Origin of the sequence: Cupriavidus basilensis (assembly GCF_029335485.1) — a bacterium.
GTDB classification, from domain to species: Bacteria; Pseudomonadota; Gammaproteobacteria; order Burkholderiales; family Burkholderiaceae; genus Cupriavidus; species Cupriavidus basilensis_E.
The window spans coordinates 34,699-54,649 of record NZ_JARJLM010000392.1 but is presented as its reverse complement, the minus strand read 5'-3'; the positions used below and the strand labels follow the sequence as shown (position 1 = coordinate 54,649).

General features: G+C 63.8%; 19 protein-coding genes and 1 pseudogene. 15 read left to right on the top strand and 5 right to left on the bottom strand.

Features of this window, described 5'->3' with window-relative positions:
- Positions 1–717 precede the first annotated feature (717 nt).
- The 12 genes from P3W85_RS23545 to P3W85_RS23490 all read left to right on the top strand — a co-directional run bounded on the left by P3W85_RS23545 (position 718) and on the right by P3W85_RS23490 (position 11,702).
- Positions 718–1,335 carry a GbsR/MarR family transcriptional regulator gene (locus P3W85_RS23545; RefSeq protein WP_017227996.1) on the top strand — a complete coding sequence of 206 codons (618 nt, stop codon included), beginning with the start codon at positions 718–720 and terminating at the stop codon, positions 1,333–1,335.
- Positions 1,336–1,339: 4 nt separating this feature from the next.
- Positions 1,340–2,719 carry a cytochrome ubiquinol oxidase subunit I gene (locus tag P3W85_RS23540; RefSeq protein ID WP_017227997.1) on the top strand — a complete coding sequence of 460 codons (1,380 nt, stop codon included), beginning with the start codon at positions 1,340–1,342 and terminating at the stop codon, positions 2,717–2,719.
- Positions 2,716–3,738 carry a cytochrome d ubiquinol oxidase subunit II gene (locus P3W85_RS23535; RefSeq protein WP_276266552.1) on the top strand — a complete coding sequence of 341 codons (1,023 nt, stop codon included), beginning with the start codon at positions 2,716–2,718 and terminating at the stop codon, positions 3,736–3,738. The genes P3W85_RS23540 and P3W85_RS23535 overlap by 4 nt, the downstream gene beginning before the upstream one ends.
- Positions 3,739–3,782: 44 nt before the next feature.
- Positions 3,783–4,757, top strand: a complete 975-nt coding sequence (locus P3W85_RS23530; protein ID WP_276266551.1) for an oxygenase MpaB family protein — start codon at positions 3,783–3,785, stop codon at positions 4,755–4,757.
- A 47-nt stretch (positions 4,758–4,804) separates the two neighbouring features.
- Positions 4,805–5,458: a 3'-5' exonuclease gene (locus P3W85_RS23525; protein ID WP_276266550.1), complete on the top strand. Its 654-nt coding sequence runs from the start codon at positions 4,805–4,807 to the stop codon at positions 5,456–5,458.
- A complete protein-coding gene (locus P3W85_RS23520; protein WP_276266549.1) occupies positions 5,455–6,069 on the top strand; it encodes a hypothetical protein in 615 nt (204 codons plus the stop codon). Before P3W85_RS23525 ends, P3W85_RS23520 begins: the two co-directional genes overlap by 4 nt.
- Before the next feature lie 138 nt (positions 6,070–6,207).
- Positions 6,208–7,005: a YdcF family protein gene (locus P3W85_RS23515; RefSeq protein WP_276266548.1), complete on the top strand. Its 798-nt coding sequence runs from the start codon at positions 6,208–6,210 to the stop codon at positions 7,003–7,005.
- 373 nt (positions 7,006–7,378) lie between these two features.
- A complete protein-coding gene (locus P3W85_RS23510) occupies positions 7,379–8,503 on the top strand; it encodes an FAD-dependent monooxygenase (RefSeq protein ID WP_276266547.1) in 1,125 nt (374 codons plus the stop codon).
- Positions 8,504–8,540: 37 nt separating this feature from the next.
- Complete coding sequence (locus tag P3W85_RS23505; protein WP_276266546.1) at positions 8,541–9,389, top strand: IclR family transcriptional regulator; 849 nt, start codon at positions 8,541–8,543, stop codon at positions 9,387–9,389.
- Positions 9,390–9,464: 75 nt separating this feature from the next.
- Positions 9,465–10,283, top strand: a complete 819-nt coding sequence (locus P3W85_RS23500) for a DODA-type extradiol aromatic ring-opening family dioxygenase (protein WP_276266545.1) — start codon at positions 9,465–9,467, stop codon at positions 10,281–10,283.
- Positions 10,284–10,461: 178 nt separating this feature from the next.
- Positions 10,462–10,788 carry a hypothetical protein gene (locus P3W85_RS23495; protein ID WP_017228005.1) on the top strand — a complete coding sequence of 109 codons (327 nt, stop codon included), beginning with the start codon at positions 10,462–10,464 and terminating at the stop codon, positions 10,786–10,788.
- Between the two features lie 230 nt (positions 10,789–11,018).
- The gene (locus tag P3W85_RS23490; RefSeq protein WP_017228006.1) at positions 11,019–11,702 is read left to right on the top strand and encodes a thiol:disulfide interchange protein DsbA/DsbL; all 684 of its coding nucleotides are present in this window, start codon (positions 11,019–11,021) and stop codon (positions 11,700–11,702) included.
- Between the two features lie 533 nt (positions 11,703–12,235).
- Here the strand turns inward: P3W85_RS23490 and phbB are convergent.
- The 3 genes from phbB to P3W85_RS23475 form a co-directional block, all read right to left on the bottom strand.
- Positions 12,236–12,979, bottom strand: coding sequence for an acetoacetyl-CoA reductase (gene phbB, locus P3W85_RS23485; protein ID WP_276266544.1), 744 nt, complete (start codon positions 12,977–12,979; stop codon positions 12,236–12,238).
- Positions 12,980–13,121: 142 nt separating this feature from the next.
- A complete protein-coding gene (locus P3W85_RS23480) occupies positions 13,122–13,688 on the bottom strand; it encodes a phasin family protein (protein ID WP_276266543.1) in 567 nt (188 codons plus the stop codon).
- Positions 13,689–14,624: 936 nt separating this feature from the next.
- Positions 14,625–14,912: a hypothetical protein gene (locus P3W85_RS23475; RefSeq protein ID WP_276266542.1), complete on the bottom strand. Its 288-nt coding sequence runs from the start codon at positions 14,910–14,912 to the stop codon at positions 14,625–14,627.
- A 348-nt stretch (positions 14,913–15,260) separates the two neighbouring features.
- Here P3W85_RS23475 and P3W85_RS23470 point away from each other — a divergent pair, with 348 nt between their 5' ends.
- Entirely contained in the window at positions 15,261–15,899 is a 639-nt protein-coding gene (locus tag P3W85_RS23470) for a hypothetical protein (RefSeq protein ID WP_276266541.1), read from the top strand.
- A gap of 7 nt (positions 15,900–15,906) precedes the next feature.
- Here P3W85_RS23470 and P3W85_RS23465 read toward each other — a convergent pair.
- Positions 15,907–16,201 (bottom strand): annotated as a pseudogene (locus tag P3W85_RS23465) (4-hydroxyphenylpyruvate dioxygenase); the annotation flags it as partial.
- Between the two features lie 187 nt (positions 16,202–16,388).
- Between P3W85_RS23465 and P3W85_RS23460 the strand changes: the two are divergent.
- A complete protein-coding gene (locus P3W85_RS23460) occupies positions 16,389–18,194 on the top strand; it encodes a methyl-accepting chemotaxis protein (protein ID WP_276266540.1) in 1,806 nt (601 codons plus the stop codon).
- A gap of 244 nt (positions 18,195–18,438) precedes the next feature.
- Here P3W85_RS23460 and P3W85_RS23455 read toward each other — a convergent pair whose 3' ends face one another.
- Positions 18,439–18,684: a hypothetical protein gene (locus tag P3W85_RS23455; RefSeq protein WP_276266539.1), complete on the bottom strand. Its 246-nt coding sequence runs from the start codon at positions 18,682–18,684 to the stop codon at positions 18,439–18,441.
- Positions 18,685–19,081: 397 nt separating this feature from the next.
- On the opposite strand from P3W85_RS23455, the gene P3W85_RS23450 reads away from it, so the two are divergent.
- Complete coding sequence (locus P3W85_RS23450) at positions 19,082–19,774, top strand: NnrU family protein (RefSeq protein WP_276266538.1); 693 nt, start codon at positions 19,082–19,084, stop codon at positions 19,772–19,774.
- The last annotated feature ends 177 nt before the right edge of the window (positions 19,775–19,951 follow it).

Sequence of the window (19,951 nt, the reverse complement as noted above, 5' to 3'; positions counted from 1 at the left end):
TTCCGCGCAGTTGCCTGCTGAAACCTCGCTCTTTCGAGCGGTCGCTCACTCTCAGAAAACTGACTGGCTACATCCGAAGACATAACCAACATGTTTTACTGTGCGAGCACTTTATAACTTGTAAGCTAAAAGACCGAGGTCTTCCGCATCCGCTATCAAGCGCCCACACTTATCGGTTGTTTGTTTGTTAAAGAACTAGCCGCGGTTCGCTTTGCTTACCGCGTCGCTGCGTTGTCTGCAGCAGAGAAACGAGATTATGAAGCTTAATCTTGTTTTAATCAACAGTTTTTGCGAATTATTTTCGCCGCAGCAAATATCGCCGCCACTTCTGTTAATCCCCGCAACTATTTTCTCGTCGCCTGCTCTGCAAGCAACGTTTGATGCGGGGAGCGAATACTAATGTTTTCGAACGCAGCTTGCAAGCTTTTTCTGAAATTCCTCGCGGGCGTGGCCCTCTCGGCCCTGCTGGCGAATTGGCGGGCGCAGGAACCGCCGCATAGGGGTGCAGCGAGCCATGGAAGCGGCACAAACAGGCCAGCCCCTCCGAATGGCAAGCCGCAGAACAAAAGGGTTCGCCCCCCCTGAGCCAGCCGAACCTTGACTCTTGCCCCTCCGGGACCGGACAAACAGCGACACCTTGACGCATCCGCGCCCCTCCAGCTTCCTTCTCTTTTGTTCTAAACTTTCACAACTTACTAAAAATTCAAAACAGACAAGATGCAACTCTCGCCCCTGATCCAGCGCTTCGTACTCCATTTTGGTGAGATGGGCAGCCGCTGGGGCATCAACCGTACGGTCGGGCAGATCTACGCCCTGCTGTTTACGGCGTCGCGCCCGCTCAACGCCGACGAGATCGCCGAGGCGCTGGGATTTTCCCGCTCCAACGTCAGCATCGGCCTGAAGGAGCTGGAGTCGTGGAACCTGGTGAAGCTGTCGCACCAGCCAGGCGACCGCCGCGAGTATTTCTCGGCGCCGGACGATGTCTGGGCCATTTTCCGGACCCTGGCCGAGGAGCGCCGCCGGCGTGAGATCGACCCGACTTTGTCGATGCTGCGCGAAGTTCAGCTGGAAAACCCGTCCGATCCGAACGACCGCCATGCGCAGGAGCGGATGAAGGAGATGTACCAGCTGATCCTGCTGGTCACGAGCTGGTTCGGCGATATCCAGAAACTCGACGTGGCCACGCTGGAAAAGCTGATGAAGCTCGGCTCCAGGGTGAACAAGCTGCTCGAGGTCAAGGACAAGCTCAGTGCCGCCATCGGCGGCAAGCCTCGCGCCGACAGCCCCCCGGCCAGCGTCGTAAAAGCCAAGCCTACCCGCACCCGGAAGGAGTAGTTCCATGTTTTCGTCGTTAGACCCGGTGGTGCTGGCGCGCGTGCAGTTTGCCGCCAATATCACTTTCCACATCCTCTTCCCCACCATCAGCATCGCGCTGACGTGGGTGCTGCTGTTCTTCAAGCTGCGCTTCAACAAGACCGGCGACGACCGCTGGATGGCGGCCTACCGCTTCTGGGTAAAGATCTTCGCCCTGACCTTCGCGCTGGGCGTTGTCAGCGGCATCACCATGAGCTTCCAGTTCGGCACCAACTGGCCGGGCTATATGGAAACGGTGGGCAATATCGCCGGGCCGCTGCTGGCCTACGAGGTACTGACCGCCTTCTTCCTGGAAGCCACCTTCCTCGGCATCATGCTGTTCGGCATGCGCCGGGTCAGCAACCGCACCCATACGATCGCCACGCTGCTGGTGGCGGGCGGCACCACGCTGTCGGCGTTCTGGATCCTGGCACTGAATTCGTGGATGCAAACCCCGGCCGGCTTCGAGATGATCGACGGCCGCGCCCACGTGACGAGCTGGCTGGCGGTGATCTTCAACCCGTCCTTCCCGTACCGCTTCGTCCATATGCTGCTGGCGTCGGGCCTGACCGTGGCCTTCCTGCTGGCGGGTATTTCGGCCTATCGCTGGCTACGCGGCGACCGCGCGCCCGACGTGCTGGCCGCCCTGCGCACCGGCGTAGTCATCGCGGCCGTCCTGATCCCGCTGCAGATCGTGGCGGGCGACCTGCACGGCCTGAATACGCTGCACCACCAGCCGGCCAAGATCGCCGCGATGGAGGGTATCTGGAAGACCGGGAAAGGCGCGCCAGCCGTGCTGCTCGGACTGCCCAATGCAAGCACGCGCAGCAATGATTTCGAGATCGCCATTCCCAAGCTGGCGTCGCTCTACCTGACCCACAGCGCCGACGGCGAGATCAAGGGCATCGACGCCTTTGGCGACAAGCATCCCCCGGTGGCGCCGCTGTTCTTCGCCTTCCGCATCATGGTGGGCGTGGGCCTGCTGATGCTGGCAGTGTCGTGGCTGGCGGCCTGGCAGCTGCGCAGGCAAGGACAGCCCGCACCGTGGATGGCCCGCATGCTGGTGGCCATGACTTTCTCCGGCTGGGTAGCCCTGGTGGCGGGCTGGTACGTCACGGAAATCGGCCGCCAGCCCTATCTGGTGTATGGCGTGCTGACGACCGCGCAGGCGGCCTCCAAGGTGCCGGCGACCATGATCGGCGCCACCCTGGCCATGTATCTCTCACTCTACCTGGCGCTGATCGCCGCTTATGTCTCGGTGGTGTTCTATCTGGCCCGCAAGGCAGGTGCCAGCCAGACTACGGACGAGCCCGGGATCGAAACCCCTCAAGCCGTGGTGCCCGGCGAATTGCGGAGCGCAGAATGAACGACCTGACCCAACCCGCCGGCTGGATGCCGCTGGTGTTCCTCGCCCTGATGGGCATCTCGATGTTGATCTACGTCATCCTGGACGGCTACGATCTCGGCGTCGGCGTGTTGCTGCGCCGCGCGGACGATGCCGACAAGGACACCATGATCGCCTCGATCGGCCCCTTCTGGGATGCCAACGAGACCTGGCTCGTACTCGGCGTGGGCCTGCTGCTCACCGCCTTCCCGATCGCCCATGGCGCGATCCTGACCCAGCTGTACCTGCCGGTGGCGCTGATGCTGGCGGGACTGATCATCCGCGGCGTAGCCTTCGACTTCCGCGTCAAGGCGCGCGCCCACCACAAGCCGTGGTGGAACCGCGCCTTCTACGCCGGTTCGCTGCTGGCCGCCTTCTCCCAGGGCCTGATGCTGGGCCTGTACATCACCGGATTCAGGTACGACTGGCTCGACCTGGCCTTTGCCGTGGTGGTGGGACTATGCCTGGTGGCGGGCTACTGCCTGCTGGGCGCGGGCTGGCTGATCATGAAGACCAGCGGCAGCCTGCAGCGGCGCGCCATGTACTGGGCCCGTCGCAGCCTGTGGCTGACCGGCGTGGGGGTGGCGGCGATCTCGGTGGTGACGCCGATGGTGAGCCAACGCATCTTCGACAAATGGTTCTCGCTGCCGAACATCATCCTGCTGGCGCCGATCCCGCTGGTGACGGTGGCGCTGTTCGTTATCATCGACCGGCTGCTGCGCCGCATGCCGGCCATGCACGACCGCGGCAACGACCGCTGGTGCTGGGTGCCCTTCGCCGGTACCGCGGTGATCTTCCTGATGGCGTTCAATGGCCTGGCGTACAGCATCTTCCCCTACCTTGTGGTGGACAAGATCGATATCTGGCAAGCTGCGAGCGCGCCGGAATCGCTGGGGGTGATCCTGGTGGGCGCGGCAGTGGTGCTGCCTACCATCCTGGGTTACACGCTGTATGCCTACCGTGTATTCTGGGGGAAGGCGACTGACCTGCATTACTATTGAGCGGCGGTCAATCAACCTCGCAACACCACGCACACCAGGCACCTATGAGCGGCTCGCAAGGCCAACAACCCGGCACCCCGCCGTCCACGTCCCAGGCCGTCCCCCTTCCCCGCCGGCTGCTGGACCGCCTGCGCGCCCGTGCCGGCGCGCAGGTGCGGGGCCTGACCCGCAGCAACTCCGGCCTCAGCCTCGACTACGACAACCCGCCCGGGGATCCCGGGCTGTTCGGGCCGGACGCGGTCTGCTGGCGCGTGCACGCGGATTTCCCCGCGATGCTGGCTGGCGGCGTCAGCGCCCTGCTGATGCAGGCCATGCATCCGCTGGCGCTGGCCGGCGTGTGGGATCATTCCACCTTCCGTACCGATATGCAGGGCCGCCTGGGCCGCACCGCGCAGTTCATCGCCGGCACCACCTACGGCAACCGCGCCGATGCGCTGGCGCTGATTGACCGCGTCAGGCGCATCCACGCGTCGGTCAAGGGCACGGCGCCGGATGGCCGCCCCTACTCAGCCGACGATCCGGCGCTGCTGACCTGGGTGCATGTGGCCGAGGTGTCGAGCTTTCTCACGGCTTACCTGCGCTATGTCGGCCCACTCCCGGTGGCCGAGCAGGATCGCTACTACACGGAAGTGGCGCAGATCGCCGAGATGCTCGGCGCAACCGACGTGCCGCGCAGCGCCGCCGCCATCGCCGCCTATCTGGAGCGCATGCGCCCACAACTGGTGGTGAGCGATCGCACCCGCGAAGTGGTGCGGCTGGTCATGGCCATGCCGGTGGTCAGCCCGCTGCTGGTGCCGGCGGTGCGTATCATGGGCGACGCTGGCATTGCGCTGTTGCCGCGCTGGGTACAGCGCGAGCTTGGGCTGCATGGCAGCGCCGCGATCCGCCGTCCGGTCTCGCTGGCCGGCATGCGGGTGCTGGCGCCAACGTTGCGCTGGGCGCTTGGCAGCGGCCTGGCGGCGCGCGCGCGGCGGCGGACGATGAAGCCCGCACCGGCGGCGCAGACGCAGTCGTCCTGACCCGGTGGCACGCGCGGCCGATTGACCAACAATAGGAAAAGAACACTATGCAGACCGTTGCGGTTCTGGATTTTGAAACGACAGGACTGTCACCGCGTCAAGGCGACCGGGCCACGGAAATTGCTGTCATCCTGCTGCGCGACGGGGAAATCGTCGACCAGTATCAGAGCCTGATGAACGCGGGCAGACGCATCCCTTCGGACGTCGTGCACCTCACCGGCATCACCAACGACATGATTGCGTCGGCGCCCGCGGCGTCGAAGGTGATGCGCGAAGTGGCCCAATTCGTCGGCAAGCATCCCGTGGTGGCCCACAATGCGGGGTTCGACCGCAGGTTCTGGCAAGCCGAGCTTGCGCAGTTGGGGATGGCCGCCGATCAGTCCTTTGCCTGCACGATGCTCGTTTCGCGGCGCGTCTACCCGCACGCGCAAAACCACCGGTTGTCGACGCTGGTGGATATGCTGCGCTTGCCGAAGGCCGGGCGTGCCCACCGGGCGATGGCCGATGCGCAGATGACCAGCCACCTCTGGCACCGCCTGCAGCACGATATCGCCCAGGCTTACGGCATGAGCCGCGTGGACTACGACCTCATCGCCCGCGTGCAGACCACCAGCAGCGCCAAGGTGCCGGCGCTCCTGCGCTCGCTGGGCGAAAGCCAGACGCGATCCGATGTGAGCGGAGCCTCGGAACGCCGCCGATGACTCGTCCTGTGCCAAGACTGTGGTTATGGCTGGACACCGCTTTGAGCTGGACTGCCCTTCTGGGGATCGTTACCAGTCTCGGCTGGATTTCCTTCCACGGGATGCGGCCTCTGGACGTGGGCGGCACCCTGTTTGGCGGTAGTTTCAATCAAATGATGTATGCCGGCGCCTGGATCGCGGCGATTGCCGGCATGCTCGTGGCCTCGGCGTTTCGTCTGGCAGGGCACCGTGCTGCCTGGTGCATGGCTGGGGTCCTGCAAGTATGCGCAGGTGCCTGGTGGCTGTTGCACTATCCCGAAAATCACGTTGGCGACCTGATTCTATCGCCAGGGCGGGAAGAGATTGCCGCAGCGATGCTGGTCGGCCTGGCGCTGCTGTGTGGCGGGGTATTCCTGCATGTCAGGGCGGTCCGCGCCCAGCGTCATCGTCCGATATCGGGCACAGGGATGCTGGTGCGATCCGTGGTCGCCGGATCATTGATTCTGATCTTCGCAGGCATCCCGCTCGCCAACGCTCTGCGTGCGCCCCTGCCCTACTGCGCCTTCAACAAGGAAGGCATGCAACTGACCGTTTGCCTGGATGAAAGCGACGCACGCACCGTTGTCGATTGAGTGGAGCGACATGGCCCCTCAACGCTCTCGTCCTGGATCGCCTGCGCGCCCTTGGGCCTGACGGACAGTGGGGTGCGCCGGGCCTTGCATCACCCCGACCAACTAGCCAACTCACTGACGGTGTGGGTTCGAACAACAATGCATGACTTGAAAACTGGCGCTACCTGGCGGCGCATCTGCCTTGCACTGCTTGGCGCACTGCTGATTGCCGATGCCATCGCGCTGATGCTGATGGGCCTGTTCAACTTTGGTGTCGTCCTCCCTCTGGCGATCGGCGCGGCCTTTCTCGCGCTGTCATGGCGCTGGAAGGCCGTGGCGCAATGGCGCAGGGCTAGCCGGCGGAACCGATGGATCTGGGGGGTAGGCGGGGCGGCATTTGCTGGGTGGCTGGTGACCTTGGGAATGTTCTTCTATTTCATCGACGCCGGCATTTCCGAATCCGCGGCAACGGGGTCGCCCGCAAAAACCATCCTCATACTGGGCTCCGGCACGCCACACTGCACCGCGTCGCCTACCCTGGCTGCGCGACTGGAAAAAGGCCTGGCACTGGCACGGCAATGGCCAGCGGCGCGAGTGGTGGTGAGCGGCGGTCAGGACTTCGGGCTGCGCTGCAGTGAGGCGGACATCATGGCCGACTACCTGATCGCGCACGGCCTGGAGCCGGATCGCCTGATCCGGGAGGACCGGAGTACCAGCACCGAGGAAAACCTGCTCTTCAGCCGCCGGTTGCTGGAGCAACAGGGCGTGAGCGCTGGAGACCCGCTGGTGCTGGTGACCAGTGATTTTCATCTGGTACGCGCGAAGCGGATTGCGCATAAGGCAGGGTTCCGGACAGTGTCTGGCGCAGGAGCCCCAACGCCGCTCTATTTGCGCTACAACGCCTGGTTGCGCGAGTATTTCGCGTTTATCAGTGGTTGGGTATTGCGGGAATATTAATCTCCGAAGCGCGTCGCACCGGCACGCAAAGAACCGCCGCCGCTTGCCGGGAAAACCGTCAGTCGCTCATGAGTGTGGGCAAATCTCAGCCCTGAGGAGAGAGGGAGAGATGGCCGTCGTCATGGCGCGCGGCTTTGGCCGGTTCGGCGGCTTCGGCTAATGCTTCAGGTTTATCAACAGTCTGAGGCCGCAATGCGGCCTCTTTCCTCGCTCACCCCCGAGTAAACCCTCGGATTGACATCCATTTGCCGTCTTTATATTCTTTTATGAACACTACGTTCATATTTGAACATACACACCGGCAAGCGCAGCCGCTGAGCAGCGAGGCGCACATCCGGGCCCACTCCAAGGCGACCCCAGAGGAACAAGCACCATGGCTTCACAAAAGATTGGCATCAACGGCGCCGGCATCGGCGGCCTCGCCGCGGCGATTGCGCTGCGCAAACTCGGGCAGGACGTGGTTGTGTTCGAGCAGGCTGCGCGCTTCGCCCGGGTTGGAGCCGATATCAACCTCACCCCTAACGCCGTGCGCGCCCTGGATGGCCTGGGTGTCGGCGAAGCGTTGCGCGAGACCGCTGCGCGGCCCACCCACCGCATCAGCCGGGTCTGGGATACGGGCGAGGAAACCTCGCGCCTGGCCATGTCCGACGAGGCCGAGATCCGCTACGGCGCGCCGCAACTCACCATGCACCGTGGCGACCTGATGACCGCGCTGGAAGGCGCGCTGCCCGGCGAGTGCGTGAAGCTCGGGAAAAAGGCCGCGGAAATCATGCCGCATGAAGCCGGCGCCACGTTGCGCTTCGCCGATGGCACGCAGGACGACGTCGACGTGCTGATTGGCGCCGATGGCATCCATTCGGCGGTGCGCACCGCATTGTTCGGACCCGAACATCCGGTCTTTACCGGCGTGGTGGCCTACCGCGCGGTGGTGCCCGCGCAACGCCTGTCCACGCCTAACCTGCAGGCCTTCACCAAATGGTGGGGCCCGGAGGCGACCTCGCAGATCGTGACCTTCCCGCTCAACCGCGGCCGCGAAATCTTTGTCTTCGCCACGGTGGCGCAGGAAAGCTGGCGCCATGAGTCCTGGACCACGCCGGGCCGCGTGGAAGACGTGCGCGCCGCCTACGCCGGTTTTCATCCGGAGGCCCGCGCCCTGCTCGACGCCTGCGACGACGTGCTGATCTCCGCGCTGTACGTGCGCAACCCGCTGCCAGCGTGGTCGGCCGGCACGGTCACGCTGCTGGGCGATGCCTGCCACCCGATGATGCCCTTCATGGCGCAAGGCGCCGGCATGGCCATCGAGGACGGCGTGGTGCTGGCCCGCTGCCTGGCCGAAGCGGACGGCAACGGCATCCCGGCGGCGCTCGCACGCTACCGGGCCGCGCGCTTTGAGCGCACCAGCCACATCCAGATCGGCTCGCGCAGCAATGCCTGGCTCAAGGAAGGCGGCAACGCGGACTGGGTGTACGATTACAACGCCTGGCAGGTACCGCTCTGAGCAAGGGCCCCGCCACCACCCCGCCCAACCGGAACCGATGAGCAAGAATCCCACGCTGACCCAGCCCGCGCCCGCCGCCAACGAGATCGCCGATGGCGGCGATGAAGACAAGACGCAACTGGTCGGCCCGGTGATCCGCGCCTTGCGGCTGCTGCGCTTTATCGCGGAGGGCGGGTCCACCACCAACCTGAGCGAGGTCGGCCGGCGCATCGACGTGAACCGCGTGACGGTGATGCGGCTGCTCGCCACGCTGGAACACGAGGGCATGGTGGAACGGCTGCCGCAGGGCGGCCACCAGGCCGGCTTCGACCTGGTCAAGCTGGCTGCCAAGGTGCTGGCCTCCAAGGATCTCACCGTATTCGCGCGCAGCGTGCTGGCGGGTCTAAGCGAATCCCTGCAGTTGTCGGCCTACCTTGGCGTGCTGGATGGCGGCGACGTGCTCTACCTGCTGCGCGACATGCCGCAAACCACCCTGGTGAGCAATATCCAGGTGGGCAGCCGGGTGCCGGCCCATCTCACCACCCCGGGGCGCATGCTGATTGCCGGCTTGCCCGAAGCTGCGCTGCGCGAGCGCCTGGGCGAGGAACCCCTTAAGATGGTGACCGGGCAGAGCCCGGCCACCTACGCCCGCCTGGGCGATATCCTTGCCGCCGACCGCGAACGCGGCTGCGCATGGAGTTTCTCCGCGTTCGAGCCCGGCATCGACTCCTGCGCGGCGCCGGTGTTCGATGCCAGCGGCGCCACCGTGGCCGCCATCAGCGTGGCCGGCCCGGAAATCCGCTTCGAACGCGACAGCGCGCTGCGCGAGCGCGTGGAACGCGAGGTCAAGCGCGCCGCCCGCGACCTGTCCGGCCTGCTTGGCTACGTTGCCGGGCGGCGCCGCTGAATTGCCGGGATTGCCGAAAGACGAAAGACGAAAGACGGCATAGCGGATCGATAACGGATTTTCAGGAGACACCGGATGACAACGCCAGCCCTCCCCACCTTCTTCATCTCCCACGGCGGCGGGCCCTGGCCCTGGATGGAAGAACAGATGCATGGCCGTTACGACAGGCTCAAGGCCGCGCTGCAGCAGATGCCGCAACTGGCAGGCGTGGCGCCCAAGGCCGTGCTGATGGTGTCGGCGCACTGGGAAGAACCGGACTTCACGGTCATGGCGCACCCGAATCCGCCCATGATCTACGACTACTACGGTTTCCCGGACTACACCTATCGCATCCAATATGCCGCACCCGGCGCGCCACAACTCGCCCGCCAGGTACACGGCCTGCTGGAAGACGCAGGCATTCCCGCCCGGCTGGATCCGTTGCGCGGCTTCGACCACGGCATGTACGCACCGATGGCGGTGATCTATCCCGGAGCCGACGTCCCGACCCTGCAGCTCTCGCTCAAGCGCGGGCTCGACCCGCTCGCGCATCTCAGCGCCGGGCGGGCGCTGGCGCCGCTACGGCAGGAGGGCGTCCTCATTGTCGGCAGCGGACTGAGCTATCACAACCTGCGCGCGTTCGGCCCCGCAGGCAAGGACGCGTCCGCGGCATTCGACGCCTGGCTCGAGCGCGCGCTCATGGCAACCACCCCGGAGCAGCGCACCGCCGCGCTCACAAGCTGGGAAAACGCGCCTGCGGCGCGCCAGGCCCACCCACGGGAGGAGCACCTGCTGCCGCTGATGGTCGCCGTCGGCGCGGCCGAAGGCGAGCTTGCCACGCGGGTCTATCACGAGGACAACTTCTCCGGCGGCATCACCGTGTCCAGCTTCATGTTTGGTGGAGCCCGCTCATAGCGGGTCAGGCGATTGTGCAGCAGCATGAACAGTGTGTTTCTTCTCCAGCAAAAAGAAACCCGCAGATCAAGTCAACGGACACTTAAAACCATCCGTTTATCACGGGACCGGTGTTCCCGGGTCACTTACCGTTCGTCTGTTCATCGCCGCCCGGATGGCGGCACTCCAAGGAGCTGTTATGAAGAAGATTGTCGTTGCCGCCTTCGCCCTGTGCCTTGGCGCCGCCTCCATCGCCGCGCAGGCACAGAACACGGGCAAGGTCGACCCGTACACCCAGGGCGCCAAGGCCGGCAAGCCCGATCCTTATACCGATGGCGCCAAGGCTGGCAAGGCCGACCCCTATACCGATGGCGCCAAGGCTGGCGACAAGTTCGACCCGTACACGCAAGGTGCGAACAAGAGCACGCGCGCCAGCCTGAATGGATCGCCGGTGAAGAAGTCGCATAAGAAGCACGCCAAGAAGGCTGCGCCGGCAGCGGCACCGGCACCGGCTGCTGGAAACTGAGCCGACGGCTCCGTGGCGGCTGTTGCCGCCTGCCTGGGAAAAGCCTCGCGCCATGCGGGGCTTTTTGCTTTCTGCCGACGGCGACGAGGTCGTTGGGTACCACCGCGCCATCGGACTCCTGTTGCCGGGAACTGAACCCTGCACTGCGGCGTTGGTCACATGGGCGAGGTGCCTCGCCTTAACGGCGCCTGTACCCGGCACGTCCCCCATCCCAATTGTTCACGACAATCATGAAGAAATTTCTTGGCTGCGTACTGATTTCCCTTGGATTCCTGGCCGGCACCGCCTCCGCCTCGCCGGCCGCACCGCTGGCGGGATCCGATTATCTGGTGTTGCCGCAGGCCCAGCCCACCTCAGCCGGCCCCGGCAAGATCGAAGTCACGGAGTTCTTCTGGTACGCTTGCCCGCATTGCTACGCCCTCGAGCCCGCATTGCAGGCTTGGGCAATGAAACAGAGCAAGGATGTGGTCTTCAAGCGCGTGGCCGTCGCCTTCCAGGACCGCTTCGAGCCGCACACCCGCATGTTCTATGCGCTCACGGCGCTCGGCAAGGAAGCAGAGATGACGCCTAAGGTATTCAAGGCGATCCACGTTGATCACAATTATCTGCTCACCGCGCAGGCGCAGGCCGACTTCCTTGCCCAGTTCGGCATCGACAGGAAAGCCTATCTGGACGCGTACAACGGCTTCGCGGCGCAGTCGAATACAAGGAATGCCGACAAGACCTGGCGCGACTACAAGATCGACGGCACGCCGACGATCGCCATCCAGGGTAAATATCTTGTCGCACCGGCGACGTCGGCCGAGTCGATGCAGAAGGCAGGCACTCCGGCCACAAACGAGCAGCAGCTGTTCGACGCAACGCTCAAGACCGCTGATTCAATCATCAATGGCATTCGCGCGAGAAGACTCTAAGCGCTGCCGCCAAGGCCATACGGCATGCGCCCTCGTCGACCTCCGCCGCACCCCTGCTCCCGTACCAGCCGGGCGTGCCCGGACTACCCAGGTCCTATGCCCAGACTGACTCCCTAGCTTCGCGGAGGCGCTCTGGGCCATCCAGGGCTTACTCATCACCCTGCATCTCGCTCTGCGTGCGTTCAACTGGTGAACCCGCGCACAATCGGGCCGCTCTCTGCGCGATATTCAGCGGCATGTGCAACCCCTTCGGACGCCTGGGCAGGCTTCACGCGCGCAAGGCCGTCAAGACCAAAGGCGTGGTCGGCCGTTCGGAAGCTGCCCGCAAGGCTGCGGCCACGCGGGCGGCGCGACATCACCAAGGAGGGTGCGGATTGCATCACTGAAATCACCTCTCCCTGTCTCGGCATGCGCCGGCACCACGCCTCAATGACACGACGCAGGCGCGTCACCTCTTGGCCGCGCATGGACGCGGTCCGGTCTTTCGGGTCAGCGTGCTCGTACTGTCCCTTACAACCGAGCGGAGCGTCAGTTCACTGCAGGTGCTGCCCGCCGTTGATGGCGATGTTGGCGCCGGTCAGGAAAGCGGCTTCGTGCGAACACAAGTACCCGACCAGCGCCGCCACTTCCTCCGGCTCGCCAAGACGGCCAACGGGGATATGCGGAATGATCTTGGTGTCCAGGATCTCCTGCGGCACGGCCGTCACCATCTTGGTTGCGATAAACCCGGGCGAAACGGTATTGACGGTTACCCCACTCCTGGCAACCTCGAGCGCCAGCGATTTGGTGAAGCCATGCATGCCTGCCTTGGCCGCAGCATAGTTGGTTTGACCAAAGCCGCCTTTCGAGCCGATGATGGAGGACACATTGACGATGCGCCCCCAACCGCGCTTGACCATCTCATCGCACACCGGCTTCGTCATATTGAAGACCGAATCGAGATTGGTCCGCATGACGGCTTCCCAGTCGACTTTCTCCATCTTCCTGAAGCTCGAATCCCGCGTGATGCCGGCGTTGTTGACCAGAATGTCGACGGGACCGATCTCCGCTCGAATCCTTGCGACACACCGCAGGCAGGAATCGTAGTCAGCCACGTCGACGGGATAGGCATGGAATCTGCGCCCGCCCTCCGCCATCCGCGCCAGCCAACTGGCGACACCGGTGTTGCCGGGGGAGTGGGTCACGACGACCTCGCAACCAGTCTCCTGCAATCTGGTACTGATGGCCTCACCCAATCCACCCATACCGCCCGTTACCAAGGCAATCTTCTTCGTCATGGATTCAATCCCCCAAGGCGTTATGTGGCCGCAGGTCAGATGACCCGGCCGGAAGCTCTGCCGGCCCAGCGACACCTTTCTCAAACGTGGGTACACAGCGGTGCCGTAGCCAATGGCGTCGCGGAGTCCCATCCATCGCGATCTACTGCGTAGTTGCCTGCGCGGTCTGCTGCTTCACGGGCTTCTCGGTCTTGGAGGCCGCCACCGCGGCAGTATCGGCGCCGCGCTCCGCAACTTGCACGGCTTGTTCGGCCGTCGCCTGCACAGCCTCATACAGCGTATGGGCCGCATCAATTGCCGATTGCCAGGCGGCGGCCGCAGCACCGGAGCCCGCGGGTCCTGCGCTCACAGCGCTTTCGATCAGCCTTTGTACCCCGCGTTTATTCGCCTCGTAGTGGAATTCGGCAACCTTGTCGAGCTCCGCGCGCGTAGTCGACGCAATTTCGAAAAATTGCCGGCGATACGTGAGCGCGTTGTCGGCCACGGGTTTAAGCAACTCGATCTGCAGTGCCACCAATTCCTGGGCGCTCTTCACCGACAGGGCCTTCTGCAGTCCTCCCCTTGTCCCGCTCAGGGCGCCCTTCATGGTTTGAAGATTCAGGTCGAGCAGTCTCTCGAAACCGTCAAAGACCTTGGTCGTCAGGCCGACCAAAGTTTCGCGGCTCGCTCTTTGCGCTTCCAGGATATGCTCGGGGGAAAACGGATTCATTCTGCGGCTCCTAAGTGCGGCCCAACCCCCAGGCCATCCGATGATGGCTCGTTTCGGTCCGAGTCGGGTAAATGCAGTACTCCGTGGATCCACGTGCCGAGAGAGACCCCGATGCGTCAGAGCCTGAGCATCAGATCACGCCCGAAAGCACATAGAGGCCTGTCTACGCCCTTATCGAGAGACCAGGGCCCACAACCGAAGGTTTTGAGGAAAAAATGCCTTGCGTCGATTGCCCGCGATCGGGTGGACATGTCCAAAGCGTTCGCGCTTGATGAGTTGACGTGCTGCGGTTTCAGCCCATCATCTATCGATCCAGGATGCGTGTTCGAGCACGCGGAGATCTGAATACCTGAGCGGTCAATCAACCACACCAGATCAATCAAGCGGCTAAATAATCACCAAGCGAGTATTCTAGGCGAAACAAAAGCAACGTTATGTTAGAACGTTTTAAATTCAGAATTAAATTCTATTAACATTACCATTGAATAAATTTTCTATCCCCCCAAAAGAATGGATTGATCGTTGCCGAAACGGTCGCTTCTCGGAGACTATTTGTTCCGTCATCAATTTTTTATTTAGAACTATCGGTTATCCACTAATTCGCGGCTGCATTTCCGAACGAAAACGCCTCAAATCCTGAGGCGCTCTTACCGCTACCATGCTCGAGTAAAATGCGGCACAGCAGCAACGCCATTGCCGTTCTTCCGGTGCCGGCCCGCATCTCCTATAGCCCAGAAACGTGCCGCCAATCCGCCGATCCCGGCGCCATCGGCATGACAATTAAGAGCACACTCAGGCGCGCAAGTTCGCGCCTGGTGAACGGCGAGATCGCTGCCGTCCCGTTCGCCGAACATCATGCGTTCCGCGTGCGTCGTCCGCAGCTTGAGGCACTTGGCAACGGCTTGGCCGTCCGGGCCATGGCCCCACGCGCATCGTTCAGGTGGCGAACGGTGCCATTGGGACGGTGGTGATGTCAGAAAAGATACGCGAGGCTTGTGCAAAGTCGTCGGAGGCAGGAACGCGGCGCTTGTCGATCACGTGTTCTAGCCCACTTGCCTGCACGTCTGCCAGGAAATCGACCATCTCACGATAATAATTCACGCGCATCTGCGCATCGAGCAGGCGTCGTTCTGCCTGAAACAAAATCAGGCGCATGCTCTGCAGCTCCTTTGCTGCGATTCTCTCCGGGCTTGGCAGCTTGAACAAGCTTGAAAATGGACGCATCTCACTTCCTCCCGCATTGTTTCTTATTGCTTTGGAGTGGCTTTCTGTACCTGAACAATATAGTAAGGAATATTCATGCGCGCACGCGCGCGCGTCGTCGCATGGGCGCCAACAGACCATTGTCAGCGCGCCAGCAGCGTACCGCAGCGGCATTGAGGTTGCCGGGCGTACAACATCCCGTAAATGAATTTAATTGGACATCACTCCACGCACGCCATAGCGATCCACGATGAAGCTGCCGACTTTGCCTGATACTTGAGTGAGGACCGCTCCACGTGCCCTTTACTGCTCATGAAAGCGGCCTCAGGTGCTACACTGCCACCCCTTTTCTTGGCTCTCCTCCCACCCATGCGTATCACTCTTTTCGCGTCCCTGTCGCTTTGCCTGGCAAGCGCCAGCGCCAGCGTGCTGGCAGCCTCCGTGGCCCCCACGCCGGCACAGGTCACCACCGCCATACAGCAGTCCGAAGCCGAGCGTATCCAGAGACTGGAGCAAACCGATCCGGCCGCCGCCGAACGGGCCCGTTCGCTGCCCGTGGCCGCGCTGGCAGCCTCCTTCAAGGCGCATACAGTCAAGGGCTGCCTGCCAGCCAGCGGCGGCGAGATTGTCTGTATCGTCGGCATCAAGGCCGGCCTCCGCGACGGCTATCGCGCAATGGCCTTCCGCGACAATCCCGAGCCCTGGGTGCTGGCACGGCGCGAAGCGCCGGGTGTGAATGGTCCCGATGCCACCCAGGCCACTGCCGCGATGCGCGAGTTTGCCCGCGAGGAATTGAAGAAAAACCCATCCGCCGAGGACGCCGCGGAACTGACTTCGATGATGCAGTCGCTGGTGGTCAAACAACTGCACAACTGCTACCTGCGCCGCAAGGACGGCAATCTTGACTGCGAGGCCATGATTTCGACTGATGGCCAGCCGGAAAAGCGGGTCATTGGCTTCGGCTTCGCGCTGGAAGGCTCGAGCTGGCGTTTTGTGCCGCACACCTAGCGCTGCGTCTGCCATCCTCGTAGCGGTCGATCAGGTACAGCGGTGCCCCGCCAATGCCCCTGATGGCCGGCAGGTGCTGTTCCTTCGGAACGGGCAGGATATCAATAGGCAATAGGCGTGCGCCCAATTCCAGCGCGCTTGTAGGCCCTGTGAGAGTCCTTGACACGGAACGCCAGGCCGCAGGCCGAGGGGCTGTGCCCGGCCATGAGGAAGGCGGCCCGACTCCCGGGTTCGCGGTTGACGATGAAGTTGATAGCGCCCTGGCGGTACAGCGGCACATCCCTGGCGCAGTGGCGTGCCACCTCCCGCCCGAAGCGGGGAGCGCCCGGAACTTCACTGCCATTCGCGATGTTCGAATCGCGGCCTCAAGTTTCCGCGGTCTTTGCCGTAGGTCACAAGGTGGCCCGCCCACCGGCAGCCGGTGGAGGGCTGCGCGTCGTCATCACGGTACGCAGTCCAATTCGACCTCAAACCCCAAGAAGCATCACGATGTCCTCTCTCCGCACCCGCATCCTCCTCATTTCGTCCGCCACCGTGATCGGCGCGCTTGCGCTGTCCGGTGCCGCCACCTATTCCATTGTGCGAAACAATACGATGGAGAGCATCGACCAAAACCTGGCCGCCATCGCCAACGGCAATACGCTTGCCATCGACAAGTGGGTGGACGCCAAGGCGCAGGCCGTGAAGGCCACAGCCGACGAGGTCGATCACGGCGATACGCGCGGCCTGGTCAAGCACATGGGCCAAGCCGACGGTTTCCCGATCACCACCATCGGCTGGACCGACAAGACGTTCTACTCCAGCAGCACCACCACGCCCAAGGACTACGATCCGACCGTGCGCCCCTGGTACAAGTCGGCAATCGCCGCCGGCAAGCTGACCGTCACCAAGCCCTACGGTGATGTGGCGACGGGCGTGCAGTACGTGTCGTTTGCAGCGCCCCTGATGCGCAACGGCGAGGCCACCGGCGCGCTGAGCGGCGCCGTGCCGCTGGATGGCGTGCGAGAGGTGGTGGCCGCCGTGCACCCGACGCCGTCGAGCCTGGCCTTCGTGGTCGCGCGCGACGGCCAGGTCATCGCCCACCCCGATGCCAGGCTGATGCTCAAGCCGGCTACGGACGTGGCCGCCTCGCTGACGCCGGATATGCTGGCCTCGCTGACCAAGGCCACCGCGCCGCTGGAGGTCGAGCTGGCCGGCGCGCCCAAGCTGCTCAAGGCGCAGGCCGTAGGCGGCACCGACTGGTACCTGGTGATCGCGCTGGACAAGGCCGAGGCTACCGCCGGCCTGCGCAACGTGGTGCGGGCGCTGGGCGTGGCGATGGTATTGCTGACGCTGGCGGCAGTGGGCATCGCCGCCTTCTTCACCACGCAATCGTTCCGCCGCCTGTCACAGGTACGCAATGCGATGGACACCATCGGCTCTGGCGGCGGCGACCTGACGCACCGCCTGCCCGTGGTCGGCAATGACGAAGTCGCGCAGATCTCCGCCTCGTTCAACACCTTCATCGACAAGATCGGCGAGGTGCTGCTGGAGGTGCGCACCGGCGTCCACAACATGACGTCGGCCACCGGCGAGATCGAGATGGGCAACCGCGACCTGTCGCACCGCACGGAAGCGTCCGCCAGCAACCTGCAGCAAACCTCGGCCGCGCTCACCGAACTGACGACGAGCGTGAAAAACTCCGCCGAAGCCGCCCTGCAGGCCACGCGCCTGGCGGGCGAGGCCAGCACGACGGCCGCGCGTGGTGGCGAGGTGGTGTCGGGCGCGGTCAGCACGATGGACGAGATCGCCAGGTCATCGGCGCGCATCACCGAGATCATCGGCGTGATCGACAGCATTGCCTTCCAGACCAATATCCTGGCGCTCAATGCCGCCGTAGAAGCGGCTCGCGCCGGCGAAAACGGCCGCGGATTTGCCGTGGTGGCCGGCGAGGTGCGCACGCTGGCACAGCGCAGCGCCGGCGCCGCGCGCGAGATCAAGGACCTGATCCAGGCCTCGGAAGCCAGCGTCAAAACCGGCGCCGAACGCGTGCAGGCGGCCGGCGCAACGATGGGCGAGATTGTCGAGGAGATCCAGCGCGTCACCCGCATCATCGGCGAGATCGACGGCGCCATGCACGAGCAGAGCGCCGGCATCAGCCAGATCGATCGCAGTGTCGCCGAGATGGACCAGGCCACGCAGCAGAACGCGGCACTGGTGGAGCAGTCCACCGCCGCGTCGTCGATGCTCAACGAGCAGGCGCACAGTTTGGCGCGCACGGTCGGCCTGTTCAAGCTGCGCAGTGGCAATGCCTGACCCTTGCAAAGCGGCGCCATAGCCCCTCGGCACGGGAACCACCAACACCGGGCGCCACGCAGAGGAGACCGGTTCGGACGCGTACACGGGCGCCCGGACCGGTGTCGGGCGGCAGATCCGATTCATGATGGCCTCCCGAGGCCTGGAACACGGATTCACGCAAATGGCTAATTGATCACATATAGCCTTTTGCATGTGTATCGTAGATCACTCATAGTGGCGCAGGCAGCGCTACCTCCGGCGATCAGCCGATCCGGCGCCACTGGCGCGCGCAGTACCATGCTCCGAGCACGCCCGCGATCAGGCAGAACGCCCCCAGGCAGCGCTGCTCGAGTGGAGTGAGTCCTGCCAGCCAGTCTCTGCCGGCAGGACTAAGCAGCAGCCATGCCACACCGACGGTAGCCAGTACGAGCATGGCAAGTGCAAACGCTTCCAACATCCGCAACGGACCAATGCCCTTCGCGGCACCGCGGCGTGGATCCGTTTTCATGGCTTCACAAGACAGCAACAGACTAGGCCCGAGACAGTGGCATGACGGCCATCCGGGAGCGGTTCCGGAGCTCACCATGCCTGCACAGCTGATTCCAGTCTAGTCTTCCGCCGACATACCGTCGTTCCGCTCCGGCTCCAGGATGGGCCGGGCGAGAATGTCCTTTCCGCCATGGGCCAGCAGGTCGAATGCATGGAAAACCACCCGATCAACCCCGCGATACAGGCGGTGATGCAAGGCAATGCACCCGGTCGAAGTCTGAGCGGCCAATGCCGTCCGCGAAAACCACTAGACTTCGATACACCGGCTGAGCGATTCCATCAATTCGTTGCGCTGACCGGTTGAATCCGCAGGGCGATACGGTCAGCCGACGATATGACTTGAGGAGCCGGCCCAAATGGGAAGCACCAACGCAGTTGCGGCGGCGGCAGTCGCCTTTGTGGGCAGCCACTTTCTCTTATCCCATCCGCTGCGCAGGCGTTTGGTCAGCGCATTTGGCGAAGCGGGGTTTCAGGGCGTCTATTCGCTGATAGCGGTCTCGACGCTCGGCTGGCTGATCCTGGCCTACCTAAAGGCGCCCCTGACGGCACCGCTATGGCCGGTAGGAAACGCGCTCTGGGCGGTTGTGACCGCCGTCATGCTGATCGCGTCGATCCTCCTGATGGGCTCTCTGATCCGCAACCCTGCGCTTCCCACCGGCGGCCGGCCCCGCACGTTCCCGGACGCGGCGCGCGGCGTGTACGCGGTGACGCGCCACCCGATGATGTGGTCGTTCGCACTTTGGGGGCTTTGCCACGTCGCGGTGTTCCCGGTGGCCAAGAACATCATAGTCGCAGCGGCCATCATCCTCCTCGCGCTCGTCGGCGCCGCATTGCAGGACCGGAAGAAGGAGCGGCTCCAGCCCGATCTCTGGCCCGCATGGGAGTCGAAGACCAGCTATCTGCCGTTCGCGGCGATCGCCGCCGGCCGTGCGCGGCTGGGCGGATTCGGCTTGCACGCGCTGTTGGGCGGCCTCGTCGTCTGGCTCGCAGCGACTTGGGCCCATCTCCCACTCGCCGGTTGGGCTGCGGGTATCTGGCGCTGGCTGTAGCCGCGGCCCGGGCTGTACGCCATGCAACGGTCGCGGGACCGCCAGTTGGCGCTCCCGAGCAGTGAACGCATTGCCCGAGGCCGCTGTTGAAAACCGCAGACTCTTCGAGAATATCGCGTTGCTTCTCCGAGTCGGTGCGCGGGTATCCGTTTGGACACGGCGACGCATCGGGGCGAG